The following is a 21,011-nucleotide window of genomic DNA, read 5'->3' on the forward strand; positions in this document are numbered from 1 at the left end:
TATCTGGCTTGATGTGCGGCGGCTGCATAGCATGCAGGCTTTTCCACCGGGCCAGAATTCAGACCATGAAACGAATCCAGTTCCTTCAAGGGGTTGCCGTTGCGCTCTGCATGGGCGCATCGACCGCCAGCCTGGCCCAGGGCTACCCGAACAAGCCGGTGCGGCTCATCGTTCCGTTTCCGGCGGGCGGCGCCACGGATCTTTTTGCGCGCACCCTCGGCCAGAAGATGAGCGAAAAACTGGGCGCCACGCTGATCGTCGATAACAAGCCGGGCGCCGGTGGTGCCATCGGGTCCGACATGGCCGCCAAGGCGCCGCCCGACGGCTACACGCTGCTGCTGGCCACCACCAGCACGCATTCGATCGGCCCCGCCATCACCAGCAAGCTGCCCTACGACACGGTGCGCGATTTCTCGCCCATCGCGCACGTGGGCGATGCGCCGAGCATCATGCTGGTGCCGGTCGACTCGCCCGCCAAGACGGTGCGCGAATGGATCGCCTATGCACAGAAGAACCCCGGCAAGCTCAACTACGCGTCGAGCGGCAACGGCACCATCGTGCAGCTGACCGCGGAGCTCTTCAAGGCGCAGGCTGGCGTGTTCGTGACGCACATTCCCTACAAGGGCACGGCGCTTGCCATTCCCGACCTGATCAGCGGCAAGGTCGACGTGCTGTTCGACTCGCTGCCCACGGGCATGCCGCACGTGCGCGACGGCCGGCTGCGCGCGCTCGGCGTCACCACGCTGAAGCGCAGCCCGCTTGCGCCCGAACTGCCTCCGATCGCCGACACGCTGCCCGGTTTCGAGTCGAACACCTGGTTCGGCTTCTACGGCCCGAAGGGTTTGCCGGCCGACATCGTGGCGCGCGTCAATAAGGCCGCCAACGAGGCGCTGGCCGATCCCGAAGTGAAAGAAAAGCTCTCGCGCCTGGGCATCGAACCTGCCGCTCCCGGCACCCCCGAGCAGTTTGCGAAGATGGTGGCTGCCGACGCGGCCAAGTGGAAAAAAATCATCGTCGAACGCAAGATCAGCAACGAATAAAGAGACGTCCCCATGAACTTCGATTTCAGCAACCCCTACCTCTCCACCCGCATTCCGATCTTTGCGCGCAACGTGGTGTCGACCTCGCACCCGCTCGCCTCGCAGGCAGGCTTGCGCATGCTTCAGCAGGGCGGCAACGCCGTCGATGCAGCCATTGCCACCGCCGCCGTCATGACGCTGGTCGAGCCCGTGAGCAACGGCCTCGGCAGCGACGCCTTCTGCATCTTGTGGGATGGCAAGGAACTGCACGGCCTCAACGCCTCGGGTCCTGCGCCCAAGGCGTGGACGCCCGAATACTTCAAGGCCAAGTACGGCGCCGATGGCACCACGCCGCCGATGCGCGGCATCGACTCGGTGACCGTGCCGGGTGCGGTGCGCGGCTGGGTGGCGTTGAGCGATCGCTTCGGCAAGCTGCCTTTCGCCGACCTGCTGGCGCCTGCCATCGACATCGCCGAGCGCGGCTACCTGGTGCCGCCGGTGGTGCAGCAGAAATGGGCGGCGGCGACGCCGGTGCTCGAATCCGTGGCGGGCTTCGCGCAGACGTTCATGCCCTGGGGCCGCGCGCCCGAGGTGGGCGAATTGTTCCGCTTCACGGCCGCGGCGCGTGCGCTCAAGGCGATTGCGCGCACCAAGGGCGAGGCTTATTACAACGGCGAGATCGCCGAAGCGCTCGCCAGGTTCTCGACAGAGCAGGGCGGCGCGCTCACGGTGGCCGACCTCGCTGCCTATCAGCCCGAATGGGTCAAGCCGATCTCGCGCGACTACCGCGGCCACACGCTGCACGAGATTCCGCCCAACGGGCAGGGCATTGCGGCGCTGATCGCGCTCGGCATTCTCGAGAAATTCGACATCGCCTCGCTGCCGGTCGACTCGGTCGCTTCGCAGCACCTGCAGATCGAGGCGATGAAGCTCGCCTTTGCCGACGTGTACCGATACGTCTCGGAGCCATCGTCGATGACGGTGACCCCGGCGCAAATGCTCGATGACTCCTACCTCGCATCGCGTGCGAAACTCATCGACGTGAAAAAGGCGCAGGACTTCAAGGCCGGCAACCCCGTGAAGGGCGGCACCATCTACCTCACGGCCGCGGACGAGAGCGGCATGATGGTGAGCTTCATACAGAGCAACTACATGGGTTTCGGCTCGGGCTGCGTGGAACCCGAATTCGGCATCAGCCTGCAGAACCGCGGCCACGGCTTCAGCCTCAAGGCCGAGAGCCCGAACGTGGTGGCGCCGGGCAAGCGTCCGTTCCACACCATCATTCCGGCCTTCCTCACCAAGGATGGACAGCCGGTGATGAGCTTCGGCGTGATGGGCGGCAACATGCAGCCGCAAGGCCACATGCAGACGCTGGTGCGCATGCTCGACTACAAGCAGAACCCGCAGGCCGCCTGCGACGCCCCGCGCTGGCGCTTCAACGCGGGACTCGAGATCAACGTCGAGGCCGCGATGAACCCGAACACCGTGCAAGGCCTGCGCGAGCTCGGCCATCACCTCGATGTGATCGACGACTCCTACCAGGACTTCGGCGCCGGCCAGTTCATCTGGCGCGCGGGCGATCCGTCGGTGGAGGGCTACGTCGCTGCCAGCGATCCGCGCCGCGATGGCGTGGCCGCAGGCTTTTGACGGACACACGATGATCGAGGGATGACCAAGTCCGCCGTACAGACCGGCTTTCCCTCTTCAGCAAGCGGCGCAAAAAAGAGCATTGGGGCCGGCCTCGTCCTCGCCTCGCTCGGAGCGATCGCGTTCAGCGGCAAAGCGATCATCGTCAAGCTGGCCTATCGCTACGGCGTGGACGCCATCACGCTGATCATGCTGCGCATGCTGTTCGCGCTGCCGCTGTTCGCGCTCATGGCGTGGTGGGCCGGACGCGGCAAGCCTGCGCTCACCTTCCGCGACTGGCTTGGCGTGATCGGGCTCGGCTTCTCGGGCTACTACCTTGCAAGCTTTCTCGACTTTGCGGGGCTCGCCTACATCTCGGCCAGCTTCGAGCGGCTGATCCTCTATCTCAACCCGACATTGGTGCTGCTGTTCGGCTGGCTGCTGTACCGGCGGCGCGCCACGCGGCCGCAGGTGCTGGGCATGATCGTGAGCTATGCCGGCGTGCTGCTGGTGTTCGGGCACGAGCTCTGGCTCGGCAGCGGCGGCAAGGGCGGTGGGGTGGCGGCCTGGGGTGCGTTTCTGGTGTTCCTTAGCGCCGTGAGCTATGCGGGCTACCTCGTCTACAGCGGCGAGTTCGTCAAGCGCCTGGGGTCGCTCCGGCTCGTGGGTCTGGCCACTACCGTGGCGTGCGTGCTGTGCATCCTGCAGTTCGTGCTGACGCGGCCGATGAGCGCTGCCATGCAGGTGGCGCCCGAAGTCATCTGGCTGTCGGTGCTCAATGCCACGCTGTGCACAGCGGTGCCTGTCCTGATGGTCATGATGGCCATCGAGCGCATCGGCCCCGCCATGGCCGCACAAACCGGCATGATCGGGCCGCTGTCGACCATTCTCATGGGCGTCGTCATACTCGGCGAGCCGTTTACCGCGTGGATCGCGGCCGGCACGGTGCTCGTGATTGCGGGCATCTTTGTTTTCACACGCACGGGGCGTTAGCGCCCCTGCAGATCAGGAGCAACAACATGGATCTGGGCATTGCAGGCAAGACCGCGCTGGTGTGCGGCGCAAGCAAGGGACTGGGCTACGGCTGCGCCGACGCGCTGGTGCGCGAAGGCGTGAACGTGGTCATCGTGGCGCGCGGCGCCGAGGCGCTGGGAGCGGCAGCGAAGAAGCTGGCCGTCGCGGCCGCCGGTTCGCCAACGCCCTTCGTCAAGCACGTGGCCGCGGACATCACCACCGAGGCCGGCCGCGCCGCGGTGTTCGCACTGGGCCATGACTTCGACATCGTCGTCACCAACGCCGGCGGTCCGCCACCCGGCGATTTTCGCAACTGGGACCGTGAAGCCTGGATCAAGGCGGTCGATGCCAACATGCTCACGCCCATCGAGCTGATCAAGGCCACGGTCGACGGCATGGCCAAGCGCGGCTTCGGGCGCATCGTCAACATCACTTCAAGCTCGGTGAAGTCGCCGATCGACATCCTGGGCCTTTCCAACGGCGCGCGCAGCGGCCTCACCGGCTTCGTGGCAGGCGTTGCGCGCACGCCCATCGCGGCGCAGGGCGTGACCATCAACAACCTGCTGCCCGGCTCCTTCGACACCGACCGCCTCAAGGGCACCATGGCCGGCGCGGCCCAGAAGACCGGCCAGGATTTCGACACTGTGTGGGAAGCCCGCAAGAAGAACATTCCCGCCAGGCGCTTCGGTACGCCGTCCGAGTTCGGCGCCATTTGCGCGTTTCTATGCAGCATGCAGGCGGGCTACATGACCGGGCAGAACATACTGGCCGACGGTGGCGCCTACCCCGGCACTTACTGAGCTCGCCCGCAGGGGAGCTAGTGAATCAGCGCCGTGAAGAGACCACGATCCCGCCGACGATGAGCGCGAATGCCGCGCCGTGGTACCAGTGCGGCGGCTCGCCCAGAAAGGCCGCGGACAGCAGCGCGGCGAACAGTGGCGTGAGGTTCATGAAGAAGCTCGCCGCCTGCGGCCCGGCATGCTGCACGCCGCTGCCCCAGCAGCGGTAGGCCAGGACCGCGGGGCCGATGCCGATGAAGGCCAGCGCCGCGAACAGCGGCCAGCCGGGCACGATGCGGGCGTCGGTCAGCGTCCATTCCCCGGCCGCGAACACGCCGGACCACGCGAGGCCGAACACCAGCTGCGCCATCAGGAACGCGGCCCAGTCTTGTCGCACGCCTTGTGGCTCGCGCGTGCGCGCCAGCATCCAGCTGTAGAAGGCCCAGGCGATGGTGCCCAGGATCATGTAAAGGTCGCCCGGCACCAGCCGCAGCGCGAGCAGCTGCCCCCAATCGCCGCGGCCCAGCACCAGCAGCACGCCGAGCATCGAGAGCAGGGAGCCCCAGATCTCGCGCACGCTGACGCGGGCACCGAAGAAGATGGCGCCTGTTGCGAGCATCCACAGCGGCACGCTGGAGCCCACCAGCGTGACGTTGATCGGCGTGGAGGTCTGCAGCGCCAGGTATTGAAACGCGTTGTAGCAGCCGATGCCGAGCAGCCCGAGAACGGCGTAGCGCTTCCAGTGCGCCCACAAGGGGCTGGTTGGCCGCAGCACCGGCCATGCGAGCGGCATCAGCAGCGCAAAGGCGATGACCCAGCGCACGAAGTTCAGCGTGAGCGGAGACACCAGGTCGCGCACCAGCCGGCCGACCACGGCATTCCCGGCCCACAGCAGCGGCGGCACGGTGAGCAGGAGGACGGTGGAAGGCGTGAGGCGATGCTGCTGCTGGGTCTGCATGGCCGCCGACTCTACCGGGCATTGCCCTCTGCCGCCGCGGCAAGGGCAAACGTGGCAGGATGCGCTTCTTCTTTTTTCCGCGTGCCTGGAGACTGCAAAATGATGAGCAAAGCCGTCCGTATCGACCGCCATGGTGGTCCCGAAGAACTGAAGATCGTCGACGTGGAAGTCGGCGAGCCCGGCCCGGGCGAAATCCGCATCCGCCACAAGGCCGTGGGCCTGAATTTCATCGACACCTACCAGCGCAGCGGCCTCTACCCGTTCCAGATGCCGCTGCAGCTGGGCATGGAAGCCTCGGGCGTGGTCGAGGCCGTGGGCGAGGGCGTGGCGCACCTCAAGGCCGGCGACCGCGCCGCCTATGCGAGCCAGCCGCCCGGCGCCTACAGCGAGCTGCGCGTGATGCCGGCCAAGACCGTGTGCAAGCTGCCCGACGCCATCTCCTTCGAGATCGGTGCGGCCATGATGCTCAAGGGCCTGACCACGCAATACCTGCTGAAGAAGACGCTGCCGGTGGAAGGCCTGCAGCCCGGCGACTTCATCCTGTTTCACGCGGCGGCCGGCGGAGTCGGCCTGATCGCGTGCCAGTGGGCCAAGGCGCTGGGCCTGCAGCTGATCGGCACCGCGGGCAGCGATGCCAAGTGCAAGCTCGCGCTCGACCACGGCGCGGCGCATGCCATCAACTACAGCACCGAGAACTTCGCGGCCCGCGTGAAGGAGATCACCGGCGGCAAGGGCGTCAAGGTGGCCTACGACTCGGTGGGCAAGGACACCTGGGAAGGCTCCATCGAGTGCCTGCGCCCGTTCGGCCTTCTGGCTGTGTTCGGCAACGGCTCGGGCCCCGTGCCGCCGATCAGCCTCGGCACGTTGGCCTCCAAGGGCTCCCTCTACGTGACGCGGCCCACGCTGTTCACGCACATCGCTACCCGCGAAAGCACCCAGGCCATGGCAGATGACCTGTTTGCCGTGGTGCAGAGCGGCGCGGTGAAGATACCGATCGACCAGCGCTATGCACTGGCCGACGTTCAACAGGCGCACCGCGACCTGGAAGCGCGCAAGACCACCGGCTGCACCATCCTCACGCTCTGAGCCGTGCAAGGCTGGCATGCCCGGCAGCGGGCCAGCCTTGTCCTACCCTTGCTGGGGTGTCATGCCTTCGTCTTGCACAAAGCGCACTTTGTAGCCTTCAACAAAGTTCGGGAAGGCCGGCGCCATGGACACTGTCAGAACCTTCATCGTCGAGGACAACCCCAGCATCCGCGAGGCGCTGGCCGGCACGTTGCGCGACGTGGCCCGGGTCGATCCCGTGGGCCAGGCGGAATCGGAACTCGAAGGCATACGCTGGCTCACCAGCAATCTGTCGCAGTGGGACTTGGCCGTCGTCGACCTGTTCCTGAAGGACGGCACGGGCTTCAGCGTGCTCGAGGCCTGCCGCAATCGCGAGCCCACGCAGAAAATGGTGGTGCTCAGTAACCACCTGACGCCCGAGACGCGCCACAAGTGCATGCAACTTGGCGCCGATGCAGTGTTCGACAAGGCCACCGAGATCGATGACCTGATCGACTTCTGCCTGCGCCGCCGGCAGGAGCAGTTCGTGGCCTCGTCGCCTTCGCCGCTCTGAGGGCAGAGCGCGGCGCGGGCCCCTCGCACGCCATTGGAAGAATCAGCCTTCTATTTTCCCCAGCCGCGATTCGCGCAGCCGGCTTGGTGCCAGCGCGCCCGCCGTCTCCAGGATAGGGTAGGCGATGGAGCAGATGTGCGAATTGATCCGCTTCAGGTCGCTGATCAGGTCGATGTGCAGCGAGCTGGTTTCGATGCTCAGCGTGGTGCGATCGGAGAGCCGGTCCAGGTGGGTGGTGGCATAGGCCCGCTCGAGGTCGCGAAAGCGGGCTTTTTCCTGCAGCAGCTTCTGCGCATCGCGCACGTTGCCGTTGAGAAAGACGCTCATGCTCAGCCGCAGGTTGGCGACCAGCCGCCCATGCAGCTCGACGATTTCCGCCATGCCCGCTTCGGAGAAGTTGCGCTGCGGCTTGATCTTCTTGTCCTCGATGTCGATGATCACGCGCTCGATGATGTCGCCGATCTGCTCCATGTTGATGGTGAAGCTGATGATGTCGGTCCAGCGCCGGCTTTCTTCCTCGCCCAGCGCCTCGCGCGAGATGCGAGTCATGTAGTACTTGATGGCCGAGTAGAGCTCGTCCACCGTGTCGTCGAGCTGCCGCAGCTCCTGCGACAGGCGCAGGTCGTTGTGGCGGATCACGTCGAGCGTGCCGATGAGCATGGTCTCCACCACGTCGGCCTGATGCAGCGCCTCGCGCGCGGCATTCGAAATGGCGAGCGAAGGCGTCGAGAGCGCCGACGGATCGAGGTGGTGCGGCCGCGTGGACGTGGCCGGCTGCTGCGACACCGGCAGCATCCTCGTGACCAGCTTGGCCACCCATTGCGTGAGGCCGATGAAACCCACGCTGATGACCACGTTGAACGCCAGGTGGAACAGCACCACGCCGTGGGTTGCATTCGGCACGTGCGGCTGCACATAGCGCAACCAGAGCCCGACGAATGGCGTGACGATCGCAACCCCCAACGCCTTGAAAAGCAGGTTGCCCACCGTGACCTGCCGCACCGACACGGCCGACTTGGCCGTGGTCAGCACCGCCAGCAGGCCGCTCCCGAGGTTGGCGCCCAGCACCAGCCCGAGCGCGACGTCCAGAGGCACCACGTTGGAACTGGCCATGGCCGCTACCAGCAGCACCACGGCCAAGCTGGAATACGCCATGATGGCCAGCGCGGCGCCGATGGTGATTTCGAGCAGCACGTCGCTGGTGAGCGAGGCCAGCAAGGTACGCATGGCCGGCGCGGAGAACAGGGGTTCGGTGGCTTCCACCACCAGCTGCAGCGCCAACAGCATCAGGCCCAGCCCGATGAGCACCCGACCCACCCGGCCCGCCATGCTGGCCGAGCGGGAAATGAACAGCACCACGCCCACGAAGATGAACATGGGCGAAAGCCAGGACAGGTCGGCCGAGAACAGAACCGCAATGAGGGCCGTGCCCACATCGGCGCCCCGCATCACCGCCAATGCCGCGGGCAGGGTGACCAGCCCCTGCCCCACGAAGGACGAGGTCATCAGCGAGGTGGCGGTGCTCGACTGCACCAGGGCCGTGACGCCGATGCCCGAAAGCGCGGCCGTGAACCGGTTGCGCATGCTCTGCACCAGGATCTTGCGCAAGTTGGCGCCGAACACGCGCAGCACGCCCGTGCGCACGAGGTGCGTGCCCCACACCAGCAATGCAACGGCGGCCAGCAGGTTCAGGAGATGCTTCATGGGGGGTGGTTTCTATCCTTTTCGTTTCGGTTCGTTTTTCAGCCCCATTTTCCACATCTATGGGCTCAGTCGATCAGTGCGCCGTTGTCATGGAAGGGAAAAGGGCCTTCGAATGTGCCGGAAGCCGCTAAATGGGTCACAAGTCTTCGGTTTTGTGCGGACCAGGCGTGGACCCTGAAGCCAGGCGGCTCCAGCGTCCAGGCCGAGGGCGCGTCGGGCGACAGGTCCAGGCATACCTGATGCGCAGGCGCGGGCGAGGTCGATGCGATGGTGCCGCCAAAGCGCACGTCGATGGCACGGTGCAGGTGGCCGCAGATCACGCGCTCGACGTTTCCGTGCCGCGCGACCAGCGCTTCCAGTGCCTCGGCGCCCTGCAGCAGGCCGATCTCGTCCATGTGGCCGATCAGCGTCCGGAAAGGCGGGTGGTGCATGGCGATGACGACGGGCTCGCCGCGGCTGGCGTCGAGCTGTTGTTCTAGCCAGCCCAGGCGCTCTTCGCACAGGGTGCCGTGGCTCGCACCCGGCACGCAGGTGTCCAGCGTGAGCAGTCGCAGCGCGCCCACGCGAACTGAATACTGGACGAAGCCGGCCGTGCCCACGCCCGGCGCCAGGTAGGCGTGGCCCGGAAAGCTGCGGCGCAGCTGGTCGCGATCGTCATGGTTGCCGGGCATCAGATAGATGGGCATCGGCAGCGGAGCCAAGAGGCGCGCCAAGTGCTCGTATTCGGCGGCGCGGCCGAAGTCACTCAGGTCGCCGGTGATCACGACGGCGTCGGGTCGCTGCGGCAGCCGCAGCACCGACTGGACCGCGCGCTCCAGGTAGGGCGCGGTGTCGATGCGGCCATAGGCCAGGCGGCCCGGCTCGCGGATGTGCAGGTCGGTGAGCTGGACCAGGAAAGTGCTGTCTTCTGTCGTTGTCGTCATACGCTGGTCTCCTGCGACGTCATCAGGCGGTCGGGCTGGATGCGAAGTCCCACCGGGTCGCCCGGCCCGAACGGCGTGTCGCGTCCCACATCGGCCACCAGCAAGGGCTGGTCCCGCAGGCGCAGCTGCAGCTGAACGCGGTCGCCGAGGAAGATGCGGCGTTCGACCGTGGCCGCACCCCAGTCAGGCCGCGGCGCGCTCACTTCGACGTCTTCAGGTCGGACCAGAAGCATCGCATGGCTCTGCCAGGCGGGTGGGCAAGGCAGGGTGCTTCCGCCGAGTCGGACAATGCCTTGCGCGATGGCGTCGGCCTCGCGTTCCAGCCGGTTGACCCGGCCTAGGAACTCCGCCACGAAGGGGTGCGCAGGCGCACGGTACAGCTCCTCGCCGCGGCCGATCTGCACGATGCGCCCGGCGCTCATCACTGCCAGCCGGTCGGCAATGGCCAGTGCCTCCTGCTGGTCGTGCGTGACATGGATGGCCGTGATGTGCAGCCGGCGCAGCAGTTCGGCGAGCTCGTCGCGCAGCGACTCCTTGAGCTTGGCGTCGAGCGCGGCCAACGGCTCGTCCAGCAGCAGCACGCGCGGGCGCACGGCGACGGCGCGCGCCAGCGCCACGCGTTGCCGCTGGCCGCCCGAGAGCTCGGCGGGGCGCTTGTTCTCCAGGCCGCCGAGCCGCGTCAGGTCGACCAGTTCGCCGACCGCTCGCTTTTCTTCTTCCGGCGCCACGCCGCGGATACGCAGGCCATAGCCGATGTTGGCCGCCACCGTCATCTGCGGAAAAAGCGCGTAGCTCTGGAACACCATGCCCACGCCGCGGTGCTCCACCGGCCGGTCGGTGACGTCCTGGCCGCCGAACACGATGCGGCTGCCTTCGTCGGGTGCTTCGAGCCCCGCGATCAGCCGCAGCAGCGTGGTCTTGCCGCAGCCCGACGGTCCGAGCAGCGCGAGCACTTCTCCGGCCTCCACGTGCAAATCGGTCGGCAGCAGGCCGCGCGTGCCATCCGCATAGGTCTTGGCGCAGCGCGAGATGTCGATTGGAATGCGTTCAAGTTCCATGGCGTCTTTGCATCAGGTTGGCAAGGTACTGCAGTCCCCACAGTACCGGGAGGATCACGGCGAAAAAGATCAGCGTGTAGGCCGATCCGATCTCGATGCGCATCGACGCATAGCTGTCGGCCAGCCCCACGGGCAGGGTGCGCGTGAGCGGCGTGTGCAGCATCCAGGTGAGGTTGAACTCGCCCACCGACAGCGTGAACACCATCAGGCTGCCGGCCACGATGGCCGGGAACACGGCGGGCACCAGGATGCCCATGAAGCGCTGGCGGAAGTTCGCGCCCAGCGAGCGGGCCGCTTCCTCGAGCGCGAGTAGGTCGTCGCGCTGGAAAGCCGAACTCACCGTGCGCACCATGAACGGCAGCGTGAACACCATGTGCCCCACGAGAATGAAGGCGAAGCTCTGGCGGAAGGCGGTGAGTTGGCCGTAGGCGAGGATCAGCGCCAGTGCGGTCGCGAGGCCCGGCACCGCGACGGGCAGTGTCAGCAGCTCTTCGAAGATGTGCGCAGCGCGTGAACGGCTGCGCGCCAGCGCGTAGGCGCAGGGCACGCCCAGCAGCACGGTGCCGACCACGCAGGCCAGCGCGAGTGCAAGCGACCAGCCGACGGTGCCGCCGTAGTTCTCCCACACCTCGCCGAGCCAGCGCAGCGTGAGTCCGCTCTTCAGGCCCGCGCTGTAATTGTTGACGAGGCCCGCCATCACCGACAGCAGCATCGGCGCGATCATGAAGAGGCTCACCAGCACGGTCACGGCCAGGAGGAAGGGCGCCTTGGGTTGCATGTTCTTTCGCATGAAGCGTTTCTTTCCCTCAGCGCGTGACCGGATTGGCGCCGAAGCGCCGAGCCGCGAACAGCACCAGCCAGGTCACGAGGCCGAGCGCAATCGACAGCGACGCAGCGAGCGCGAAGTTGGCGTAGTTGGTGAACTCGTTGTAGATGGTGATCGGAATCACCTCGAACTTGCTGGCGAGCGTGAAGGCAGTGCCGAAGGCGCCCATCGAGGTGGCGAACAGGATCGCGCCGCAGGCGAGCGTGGTGGGCGCGAGTTCTGGCATCCACACGTCGCGCGCCACGCGCAGGCGCGAGGCGCCGAGCGAGCGCGCGGCTTCTTCGAGCTGCACGTTCATGGCCTCGGCCGCTGCGGCGTAGGTGGCGATGGCGCGCGGCAGCGAGAAGTACAAATAGGCCAGGAACAGTCCGAGCATGCCATAGGCAAAGGTGATGCGCTCGCCGAACAGGTTGTCGCCGATGTCGGCCACCAGCCCTTGCCTGCCGCCGAGCAGGATTACGAAGAAGCCGATGATCACGCCAGGAAAGGACAGAGGCAGCGTGAGGAGCGACAGCAGCATGCGCTTGCCGGTGAAGGCATGGCGCGCGAGATAGATACCAACGGCCGCGCCGAGCACCAGCGTAGCGAGTGTCACGGCCACTGAAAGGGCCACGGTGTTGGCCATGCTCTGCAGGTAGCGCGAGTCGGTGAGCACTGCGAAGTACGTGCTCCAGCCTTTGGTTGCCGGCAGCGTGACGAGGCGCACCACTGGCAGCAGCCAGAAGGCCGCGAAGAACACGGCCGCAGGTGCTGCGCAGGCTAGCAGGCGCCAGCGTGGGTTCCAGGCGTTGGCGGGTTTCATTTCAGCTGCTTGTGTTTGAGGCGCTGTTGTTCAGGGCGGGTGCAAAGGGCACCGGGCACTCCCCTCCGCGAATGTCCCCCGCCTTCGGCTCCTCCTTTATTTCGCTGCGGGGAGTACCCGATGCCCTGTGCACTGGGGCACGCTCGTGGTGTATCGCTGATCAACCACCGCTCTTTGCAACGCACCCGCTGGCGGGGTGCCTTGCGCAGCGAAATAAAGGAGGAGGCCGCAGGCCGGGGGACATTCGCGGAGAAAGGTACCCCGTCGGCGGGAGCGCGCCCTGAACAAGACACCTCAGCGCACTTCCTTGAGATACCGATCAGAGAACGCCCGTTGCGCCTCGGCCATGCGCGCGTAGTCGACGCTCTTGGCACGCGCGTATTCGCTGGCCGGCAGGAACTGCGCCTCGATATCCTTCGGCATCGCACGAGCGCGCACCGGTCGCAGGTAAGCCTTGGCCCAGATCGCCTGGCCTTCGTCGGACAGCACGAAGTCGAGCACCTTCTTGCCTTCGGCCGCATGCGGCGCCTTGGCGACGAGGCTCATCACGTAGGGCACGGCCAGCGTGCCTTCGCTCGGAATAACGAAGGCGACGTTGGCCTTGTCCTTGTATTTGGCGCGGTAGGCGTTGAAGTCGTAGTCGAGCAGGATCGCGATTTCGCCCGACAGCACGCGCGCGTAGGAGGTCTGCTTGGGCACGATCGGCTCGTTCTTCTGCAGCACCTTGAAGTAGTCGATGGCCGGGCCGAAGTTGTCGAGCGTGCCGCCGCGCGCTTCGTTCACCGCCACCGCACCCACGTAGCCGACAAAGGCCGAGGCTGGATCGAGATAGCCGATGAGGCCCTTGTACTCGGGCTTGAGGAGGTCGGCCCACGACTTCGGGACCGGCTTGCCCTTGAGCGCATCGACGTTGACCATGAAGCCGAGCGTGCCGGAGTGGATGGTGAACCAGTTGCCGGCCGGGTCCTTCAGGCCGTCGGGAATGTCTTTCCACGCGGCCGGCTTGTAGGGCTCGACCACGCCTTCTTTCTGCGCCTGCACCGCGAAGGTCACGCCCAGATAGGTGACGTCGGCCACGGGGCTGCCTTTTTCGGCCACGAGTTGCGCGAGCGACTGGCCCGAGTTCTTGTTGTCGGCCGGCACGGTGATGCCGGTCTTGGCCTTGATGGCCTTGAGCTGCGTGCCCCAGTCGGCCCACTCGGTGGGGCAGTTGTAGCAGATGGCGGTCTGGGCCATGGCGGTGCCGCCGGCGGCGAGTGTGGTGGCGAGCAGCGCGAGGCGGGCCATGCGGGAAAAGCGGAAGGACCGGAAGGACCGGAAGGACAACATCATGGAAGAGCTCCTTGGTTGGATGTGGCGGAGAACGAAAGAGATCAAATTGCGGCGGTCGCGCACGACTCGCCATCACGAAAGAAACAGGGCAGCAACAGGCTTGCTTCGGCCTGCAGCGCGGCACCGCCGGCCATCGCCTGAACCAGCAGCTCGACGCTGCGGCGGCCGATTTCGCTGTTGGGTTGTGCGATAGTGGTGAGCGCCGGCGTCAGGTCTTCGCCGAGCGCAATGCCGTCGAAGCCGACCACGCTGAGATCGCCCGGTACGTCGAGGCGGCTCAGGTGCGCGGCCCGGATGCTGCGAATGGCGAGCAGGTCGTTCGAGCAGACCAGCGCGGTCGGCCGGGCCTTGGCTTGCAGCAGCTGCGCGAGCATATCGACTGCGCTTTCGACAAACGGCACTTCGATGAGCGCCGGCGCATCGAGCCCTGCGTCGGCCATGCCTTTCTGATAGCCGCGATAGCGTTGCTGCGCGCGGTCGGATGCCGCGAGCGTGCCGCTGACCATCGCGATGCGCCGATGGCCGAGCAGCACCAGCCGCGCCACGGCATCTGCCACGGCCGCCTCGCCATCGACGGTCACGCACGGATGATCGGCATGCCGGTTGTAGGCCAGCACATAGGGCGTGCCGGTATTGCGCAGCCGAGCGAGCGCGGCCGAAGTGGAGGGGTTGGACACCACGAGGATCAACCCGTCGACATTGCCGGCGAGCAGCAGGTGGACCGCGCGTTCTTCTTCGTCGAGTTGGTAGCCTGTAGTGATGGGAATGATCGCGTAGCCGCCGGCAATGGCTGCGCCCGCAATGCCCTGCAGGCACTCTGCGAAGGTTGGGTTCAGCAGCGTCGGAAGCACCACGCCCAATGCGCGGCTGCGCTGTGTGCGCAAGGTGCGCGCGCTGGCGTTGGGCACATAGTGGAGCTCGCGCGCTGCGCGTTCCACCAACTCACGTGTGGCTGGCGTGACCTTGTCGGGGAAGTTGAACGCCCGCGACACGGTGGCCACGGAAACCCCGGCCTTGGCTGCGACGGATTGAATGCTCATCGTGCGGTGCTATGTAAACGATTACATTGCACCGCGGCAGTATGACCCCGCTATGACAGGCCATGAAAGCCGGGAAAAACCCTGGCGTCTTTGTCTTACTCCCTCTCCCTCTGGGAGAGGGCGGGGGTGAGGGCCGACGGCCTTAACGCCTCAACCAGCCCGCACCGGGCGCGCTACTTCCCCCGCCGAACCCGCCGGATCTCGTCCAGGATCAGGCAGATTGCGCCCAGCGTGATCGCACTGTCCGCCGCATTGAACGCCGGGAAGTACCAGTTGCCAGCGTGGAAGCTCAGGAAATCCACGACGTAGCCGTGCATCATCCGGTCGATCACGTTGCCGATGGCACCGCCCAGGATGCAGGCCATCGAGAACGAGAACAGCTTCTGCCCCGCGTGCGACTTCAGCATCCACACGATGAACACCGCAGCCGCCACGCCAATGGCCGTGAAAAACCAGCGCTGCCATCCCGAGTGGTCGGCCAGGAACGAGAACGCGGCGCCCGTGTTGTGGGCGCGAACCACGTTGAAGAAGCTCGTCACGTAGGTTGCGTCCCCGAGCTTGTAGTAGCCCAGGATCAGCGTCTTGGTGAACTGGTCGATGATCAGGATGATCGCCGCCAGCCCAAGCCAGGGCCAGATGCTGCCGCTGCGGGAACGCGATGCCGACATGGTGCGTGCGGCCGCCATCAGGCAAAGCTCCGCGATTCGCCGGCGCCGAACAGGTTGCTCGTGCAACGGCCGCAGATCGTCGGATGCGCGGGGTCGTGGCCCACGTCGTCGCGGTAGTGCCAGCAGCGATCGCACTTCTCTTGCGCGCTTTTCGTTGCCTGCACAAACAGCTGGCCTGGAGGATGGTCCGGCGCCTCGCCCACCTTTGTCTTCTCGATCTTGACCAGGCCCAGTTTGGCGATCTCGCCGCTGGCTTGTGCGCCGTTCGCGTCGACGGCCTGGGCCGACGACGTGATCAGCACGAACTTGAGATCGGTGCCGAGGGATGTCAGGTCGTCGAGGTATTGGCTGTCCGCATAGACCACGACTTCAGCTTGCAACGATGAGCCCAGGCCTCCATCCTGGCGGAGCAGTTCGAGCTTCTTGTTGACCTCGTCGCGCAAGGAGCGGATGCGCTCCCATTTCGCGAGCAGCGCTTCGTCAGGCGCCGCGAACTCGCTGTACGTCTGCGCGAAGATCGACTCGCCCGGTTTGGCCGTGCTCACGAACTTCCATGCCTCTTCGGCCGTGAAGCTCAGGAACGGCGCCATCCAGCGCAGCATGGCTTGCGAGATGTGCCAGAGCGCCGTCTGCGCGCTGCGGCGGGCGAGCGAGCCCGGCGCCGTGGTGTAGAGCCGGTCCTTCAGGATGTCGAGGTAGAAGCCGCCCAGGTCTTCCGAGCAGTAGATCTGCAGCTTGGCCACCACCGGATGGAACTCGTACACCTTGTAGTGCGCCAGGATCTCGGCCTGGAACTGCGCGGCGCGCGCAAGCGCATAGCGGTCGATCTCGAGCAGCTGGTCGAGTGGCACCGCGTCCTTCGCGATGTCGAAGTCGCTGGTGTTGGCCAGCAGGAAGCGCAGCGTGTTGCGGATGCGGCGATACGAGTCGACCACACGCGCCAGGATCTTGTCGTCGCCCGCGATGTCGCCCGAGTAGTCGCTTGCGGCCACCCAGAGGCGGATGATCTCAGCGCCCAGCTTGCTGCTGATTTCCTGCGGGTCGATGCCGTTCTTGAGCGACTTGCTCATCTTGATGCCCTTGGCATCCACCGTGAAGCCGTGCGTGAGCAGGCCCCGGTACGGCGCGCGGTCTTCCAGCGCACAGGCGATCAAAAGCGACGAGTGGAACCAGCCGCGATGCTGGTCATGGCCCTCCAGATACAGGTCGGCTTCAGGCCCCGTCTCGTGATGCACGTTGGGGTGTGTGCCGCGCAGCACGTGATGGAACGTCGAACCCGAGTCGAACCACACCTCGAGGATGTCGGTGCTCTTGGTGTAGTGCGGCGCGTCTTCGGTGCCCAGGATTTCTTCGGTCGTGACGCGGCTCCAGGCCTCGATGCCGCCCTTCTCGACGATGTCCGCGGCCTGGTCGAGGATTTCCATCGTGCGCGGATGCAGCTCGCCCGAGTCCTTGTGCAGGAAGAACGGGATCGGCACGCCCCAGCTGCGCTGGCGGCTGATGCACCAGTCGGGCCGGTTGGCAATCATGTCGTGCAGCCGCGCCTTGCCGTTCTCCGGATAGAAGCTCGTCTGCTCGATGGCTTCGAGCGCGGTCTGGCGCAGCGACTTGGGCGCCTTGTCCTTGGTGAACACGCCTTCGCCTTCGTCCATGCGGACGAACCACTGCGCCGCGGCGCGGTAGATCACCGGCGTCTTGTGGCGCCAGCAGTGTGGGTAGCTGTGCGTGATGGTCTCGGTGGTGAGCAGACGGTTGGCATCGCGCAGTGCCGAGATGATGACCGGCACCGCCTTCCAGATGTTCTGCCCGCCGAAGAGCGGAAAGTCGGGCGCGTAGCTGCCGTTGCCCTGCACGGGGTTCAGGATGTCGTCGTAGGACACGCCATGCGCGATGCAGGAGTTGAAGTCGTCCACGCCGTAGGCGGGCGAGGAGTGGACCAGGCCCGTGCCGTCGGTGGCAGTGGCGTAGTCGGCCAGGTACACCGGCGACAGGCGCTTGAAGCCAGCGTCAACGTCGTACAGCGGATGCTCGAACTCCAGGCCGCCGAGCTTCTCGCCCTTGACCGTGGCCAGCACCTTGCCGTCGAGCGCATAGCGCGTCATGCACATTTCGACCAGCGAGTTGGCGAGGATCAAGAGGCCGCGCTCGGTGTCGACCAGCGAGTATTCGATCTCCGGGTTCAGGTTGATCGCCTGGTTGGCCGGGATGGTCCACGCGGTGGTGGTCCAGATCACGGCAAAGATGTCGCCGAGGATCGTGTGGTCGGTCTCGAAGGCCTTGAGCACCTTATCGCGCTCGTGCGCCTTGAAGGCCACGTCGAGGGTCTGGCTCTTCTTGTCGGCGTATTCGATTTCGAACTCGGCCAGCGACGAGCCGCAGTCGAAGCACCAGTACACCGGCTTCAGGCCGCGGTACACAAAGCCGCGCTCGATCACGCGCTTGAAGGCCCGCAGCTCGCCGGCTTCGTTCGCAAAATCCATCGTCTTGTACGGATGGTCCCATTCGCCGAGCACGCCCAGGCGCTGGAAGTCGAGCAACTGCTGCGCGATCTGCTCCGTGGCGTAGGCGCGGCTCTTGGCCTGCATCTCGTCGCGGCTCAGGTTGCGGCCGTATTGCTTTTCGATGGCGTTCTCGATCGGCAGGCCGTGGCAGTCCCAGCCCGGCACGTAAAGCGCGTCGTAGCCCTCGAGCTGGCGCGCCTTGGTGATCATGTCCTTCAGGATCTTGTTCACCGCGTGACCCATGTGGATCTGCCCATTGGCGTACGGCGGGCCGTCGTGAAGGATGAACTTGGGCGCGCCGTGGCGGGCGTCGCGAAGGCGGTGGTAGCGGCCTTCGTCGTTCCATTCCTTCACCCAGCCCGGTTCGCGCTTGGGCAGGTCGCCGCGCATCGGGAAGGGGGTGTCGGGCAGGTTCAGCGTGGAACGGTAGTCGGTGGGGGAAGCGGCGTCAGACATGTTGGGGTGCGAAACAGAGGGGCTTCGACAGGCTCAGCCCGAACTGCATTGAGCGGTCGGTGCGGAAGAAAAGCCGTTCGCCCTGAGCTTGTCGAAGGGCGGCAGCACGGTGCGTGCAGGGCTAAATTCGGTCGCGCGTCGTCTGGCGATGGGTTTCGGCGTGGGTCGATGCAAAGAACGCGCGCGCGTCGCGCCCATCCTTCGCGATGCCCGCAGTAAGGGCCTCGAGGCTGGTGTAGCGCAATTCGTCGTGCAGTTTGTGCAGGAGTTCCACGCGGGCGATTTTACCGTAGGCCCCTTCGGCTCCCAGATGCGAGGGCCACTCCAGGCAATGCGTCTCCAGCAATACCCGACCCGCGTTGACGTCGTTGGCGTCCAGCGAGGGGCGCACGCCGAGGTTGGCCACGCCGGGCAGCGGCTGGTCGGCCAGGCCGTGCACCAGTACCGCGAAGATGCCGCTGGCCGCCGGCTTCCAGTGCTTGAAGCGCATGTTGAGGGTGCGAAACCCGTCGTCCTTGCCGGGGGCCGAGGCGCCCAGCGCGCGGCCGAGCTTGCGGCCATGGACCACGTGGCCCGAGATCGTGTAGGGCCGGCCGAGCAGATGCTGGGCGTCGGCCATGCGGCCCTCGGCCAGGGCATCGCGCACGGCCGAGCTGGAAACGCGCAAGCCATGCACCTCGTAGCTGTTCATGCGGGCCACGTCGAAACCGTGCGCATCGCCGGCCTCGTCGAGCATGGCGTAGTCGCCGGCCCGCTTGGCGCCGAAGCGGAAGTCGTCGCCCACCAGCACATAGCGCGCGCCCAGCCCCTCGATCAGCACGTTCTGGATAAATTGTTCAGGCGACTGGGACGCCAGCCGGCCGTCGAAGGGCAGCACGATGGTCTGGGCCACGCCGCAGGCCGCGAGTTCGGTCAGCTTGTCGCGCAGCGTGCCAATGCGGGCCGGCGCCACGTCGGGTTTCTTGGTGGCCGCGGCGAAATAGTCGCGCGGGTGGGGCTCGAAGGTGAGCACGCAGCTGGGCAGCCCGCGGTGGCGCGCTTCGGTCTGCAGCAGCGCCAGCATGGCCTGGTGGCCACGGTGAACGCCGTCGAAATTGCCAATGGTGAGGGCGCAGGCGGGAGCCACGCCCGGGTGCCGGAAGCCGCGGAAAACCTGCATGGGTGAATATCTTTTTGATAGCGCCTCGCGCCCGTCGAATGGGCGAATCAGGCCGTTTTGTCACAAAGCCGGTATATTGTGACTCAGTGCGTTGCTTGAAGTGGTCTCCGGCGCGCTCCGTGTCCCTGGTCTTTCCGTGATTCTTCCCTTTTTGAGGAGGCGTGTGGTGAAGGTCTTGAAGCTGTCGGCCCAAGGGCTGCCCCAGTCATGGATATCGCTCGAACAGGCGGTCATCCACTATGCAGCGGACGAGGTCCGCTGGGAGGTGGGCGCGCAGGTGGCTGTGTTCCGTGGCGGCCACAACGCCATCACGGGCGAGCAATCGCAGATTGCGATCAACAGCATCATCGGCACCAAGGGCGTGCCGCGCATCAACCCTTTCACGCAACGCCCGGGCCTCACCAACAGCAAGCTCTTTGCGCGCGACCGCAATGTGTGCGCCTATTGCGGCGGGCATTTCCACGAAGACGAGCTCACGCGCGAGCACATCATTCCGTTCGCGCAAAAGGGCATCGACACCTGGATGAACGTGGTCACGGCCTGCAAGCCATGCAACCACCGCAAGAGCAGCCGCACGCCCGAGCAGGCGAACATGCCGCTCCTGTATGCGCCCTATGTGCCCAGCCTCTGGGAAGATTTCATTTTGCGAAACCGCCGCATCCTGGCGGACCAGATGGAATTCTTGATGGCGCATCTGCCGCAGAGCTCGCGGCTGCACGACAGCTAACTTGCTCGCTCAGCGCTTCCAGTCCGGCGAGCGCTTCTCGATGAAGGCCTGGATGCCTTCGAGCGCGCTCTCGTCCATCATGTTGCAGGCCATGGTCTGGCTCGCATCGGCCAGCGCGGCTTCGATGCCGGTTTCGAGCTGGCGGTAGAAGAGAGCCTTGCCGAGCGCCAGCGCCTGGCGCGGCTTGGCAACGATGCTGGCGACCAGCGCCTCGACCTCGGCGTCGAGCTCGGCGGGCGAGGCCACCCGGTTAATCAGGCCCTTTTCGCGGGCCTCCTCTGCACTGATGAACTCGCCCGTCACCAGCATCTCGAAAGCCTGCTTGCGCCCGAGGTTGCGCGAGAGCGTGACGCTCGGCGTGGAACAGAAAAGGCCCACGTTCACGCCGCTGACCGCGAAGCGCGCCTCGCTCGAGGCCACCGCCAGGTCGCACACCGCGACCAGCTGGCAGCCCGCGGCCGTCGCGATGCCGTGCACGCGCGCAATCACCGGCACGGCAAGGCGCTGGATCGACAGCATCATCGCGCCGCAGCGTTCGAAGAGCCGCTGGTAGTAGCCGAGCGAGGGCTCCGTGCGCATTTCCTTCAGGTCGTGGCCCGCGCAGAAAGCCTTGCCCGCTGCCGCGATGACGACCGCGCGCACGCTCTCGTCCGCCGCGATGTCTCCGATGGCTTGCTCGAGCGCGTCAAGCATGCCCTCCGATAGCGCGTTGAACGAGGCTGAGCGGTTCAGCGTGAGCGTGACCACGCCGCGCGCATCGCGCGCCTTCAGCACGAAGGGGGAGGCCGCATCGTTCATGTC

At 66.0% G+C, this 21,011-nt stretch carries 19 protein-coding genes; 7 read left to right on the forward strand and 12 right to left on the reverse strand.

All coding sequences use genetic code 11. The features are described from left to right. The first annotated feature begins 65 nt into the window (after positions 1–65). From BLR24_RS20120 to BLR24_RS20135, 4 genes are read left to right on the forward strand one after another with little or no spacing between them, the layout of a single operon-like run. Complete coding sequence (locus tag BLR24_RS20120; protein WP_093020101.1) at positions 66–1,040, forward strand: Bug family tripartite tricarboxylate transporter substrate binding protein; 975 nt, start codon at positions 66–68, stop codon at positions 1,038–1,040. 12 nt (positions 1,041–1,052) lie between these two features. Continuing rightward, positions 1,053–2,666 (forward strand): gamma-glutamyltransferase family protein, encoded by a 1,614-nt coding sequence (locus BLR24_RS20125; RefSeq protein ID WP_093020103.1) that lies wholly within the window; start codon positions 1,053–1,055, stop codon positions 2,664–2,666. A gap of 21 nt (positions 2,667–2,687) precedes the next feature. Next, complete coding sequence (locus BLR24_RS20130; RefSeq protein WP_093020105.1) at positions 2,688–3,638, forward strand: DMT family transporter; 951 nt, start codon at positions 2,688–2,690, stop codon at positions 3,636–3,638. A 26-nt stretch (positions 3,639–3,664) separates the two neighbouring features. Continuing rightward, entirely contained in the window at positions 3,665–4,459 is a 795-nt protein-coding gene (locus BLR24_RS20135) for an SDR family oxidoreductase (protein WP_093020107.1), read from the forward strand. A 25-nt stretch (positions 4,460–4,484) separates the two neighbouring features. Here BLR24_RS20135 and BLR24_RS20140 read toward each other — a convergent pair whose 3' ends face one another. Beyond that, positions 4,485–5,396 (reverse strand): DMT family transporter, encoded by a 912-nt coding sequence (locus BLR24_RS20140; protein WP_093020109.1) that lies wholly within the window; start codon positions 5,394–5,396, stop codon positions 4,485–4,487. 102 nt (positions 5,397–5,498) lie between these two features. Between BLR24_RS20140 and BLR24_RS20145 the strand changes: the two genes are divergently transcribed. Both BLR24_RS20145 and BLR24_RS20150 read left to right on the forward strand, forming a co-directional pair. Then, complete coding sequence (locus BLR24_RS20145; RefSeq protein ID WP_093020194.1) at positions 5,499–6,482, forward strand: quinone oxidoreductase family protein; 984 nt, start codon at positions 5,499–5,501, stop codon at positions 6,480–6,482. A gap of 124 nt (positions 6,483–6,606) precedes the next feature. Further along, positions 6,607–7,014 (forward strand): response regulator, encoded by a 408-nt coding sequence (locus BLR24_RS20150; RefSeq protein WP_093020111.1) that lies wholly within the window; start codon positions 6,607–6,609, stop codon positions 7,012–7,014. Positions 7,015–7,056: 42 nt separating this feature from the next. Here BLR24_RS20150 and BLR24_RS20155 read toward each other — a convergent pair whose 3' ends face one another. The 10 genes from BLR24_RS20155 to BLR24_RS20200 all read right to left on the reverse strand — a co-directional run bounded on the left by BLR24_RS20155 (position 7,057) and on the right by BLR24_RS20200 (position 19,483). Beyond that, complete coding sequence (locus tag BLR24_RS20155; RefSeq protein ID WP_093020113.1) at positions 7,057–8,718, reverse strand: Na/Pi cotransporter family protein; 1,662 nt, start codon at positions 8,716–8,718, stop codon at positions 7,057–7,059. Positions 8,719–8,783: 65 nt separating this feature from the next. Next, positions 8,784–9,641, reverse strand: a complete 858-nt coding sequence (locus BLR24_RS20160) for a phosphodiesterase (protein ID WP_093020115.1) — start codon at positions 9,639–9,641, stop codon at positions 8,784–8,786. Beyond that, the gene (locus tag BLR24_RS20165) at positions 9,638–10,699 is read right to left on the reverse strand and encodes an ABC transporter ATP-binding protein (protein WP_093020117.1); all 1,062 of its coding nucleotides are present in this window, start codon (positions 10,697–10,699) and stop codon (positions 9,638–9,640) included. The genes BLR24_RS20160 and BLR24_RS20165 overlap by 4 nt, the downstream gene beginning before the upstream one ends. Continuing rightward, on the reverse strand, positions 10,689–11,489 hold the full coding sequence (locus BLR24_RS20170) for an ABC transporter permease (protein WP_093020118.1): 801 nt from the start codon (positions 11,487–11,489) through the stop codon (positions 10,689–10,691). The genes BLR24_RS20165 and BLR24_RS20170 overlap by 11 nt, the downstream gene beginning before the upstream one ends. A 16-nt stretch (positions 11,490–11,505) precedes the next feature. Beyond that, entirely contained in the window at positions 11,506–12,327 is an 822-nt protein-coding gene (locus tag BLR24_RS20175; protein ID WP_093020120.1) for an ABC transporter permease, read from the reverse strand. A 294-nt stretch (positions 12,328–12,621) separates the two neighbouring features. Beyond that, positions 12,622–13,614, reverse strand: a complete 993-nt coding sequence (locus BLR24_RS20180) for an ABC transporter substrate-binding protein (RefSeq protein ID WP_254787464.1) — start codon at positions 13,612–13,614, stop codon at positions 12,622–12,624. Between the two features lie 86 nt (positions 13,615–13,700). Beyond that, on the reverse strand, positions 13,701–14,699 hold the full coding sequence (locus BLR24_RS20185) for a LacI family DNA-binding transcriptional regulator (protein ID WP_093020124.1): 999 nt from the start codon (positions 14,697–14,699) through the stop codon (positions 13,701–13,703). Between the two features lie 173 nt (positions 14,700–14,872). Continuing rightward, positions 14,873–15,385, reverse strand: coding sequence for a signal peptidase II (gene lspA, locus BLR24_RS20190; RefSeq protein WP_093020126.1), 513 nt, complete (start codon positions 15,383–15,385; stop codon positions 14,873–14,875). Continuing rightward, positions 15,385–18,324, reverse strand: coding sequence for an isoleucine--tRNA ligase (gene ileS / locus BLR24_RS20195; RefSeq protein WP_093020128.1), 2,940 nt, complete (start codon positions 18,322–18,324; stop codon positions 15,385–15,387). The genes lspA and ileS overlap by 1 nt, the downstream gene beginning before the upstream one ends. Before the next feature lie 121 nt (positions 18,325–18,445). After that, complete coding sequence (locus BLR24_RS20200; RefSeq protein WP_093020130.1) at positions 18,446–19,483, reverse strand: bifunctional riboflavin kinase/FAD synthetase; 1,038 nt, start codon at positions 19,481–19,483, stop codon at positions 18,446–18,448. 166 nt (positions 19,484–19,649) lie between these two features. Between BLR24_RS20200 and BLR24_RS20205 the strand changes: the two genes are divergently transcribed. Continuing rightward, positions 19,650–20,210, forward strand: coding sequence for an HNH endonuclease (locus tag BLR24_RS20205; protein ID WP_055804374.1), 561 nt, complete (start codon positions 19,650–19,652; stop codon positions 20,208–20,210). 9 nt (positions 20,211–20,219) lie between these two features. Here the strand turns inward: BLR24_RS20205 and BLR24_RS20210 are convergent, their stop codons facing one another. Beyond that, complete coding sequence (locus BLR24_RS20210) at positions 20,220–21,008, reverse strand: enoyl-CoA hydratase (protein ID WP_093020132.1); 789 nt, start codon at positions 21,006–21,008, stop codon at positions 20,220–20,222. Positions 21,009–21,011 lie beyond the last annotated feature (3 nt).

Source organism: Variovorax sp. OV700 (assembly GCF_900099805.1).
GTDB lineage: Bacteria > Pseudomonadota > Gammaproteobacteria > Burkholderiales > Burkholderiaceae_C > Variovorax.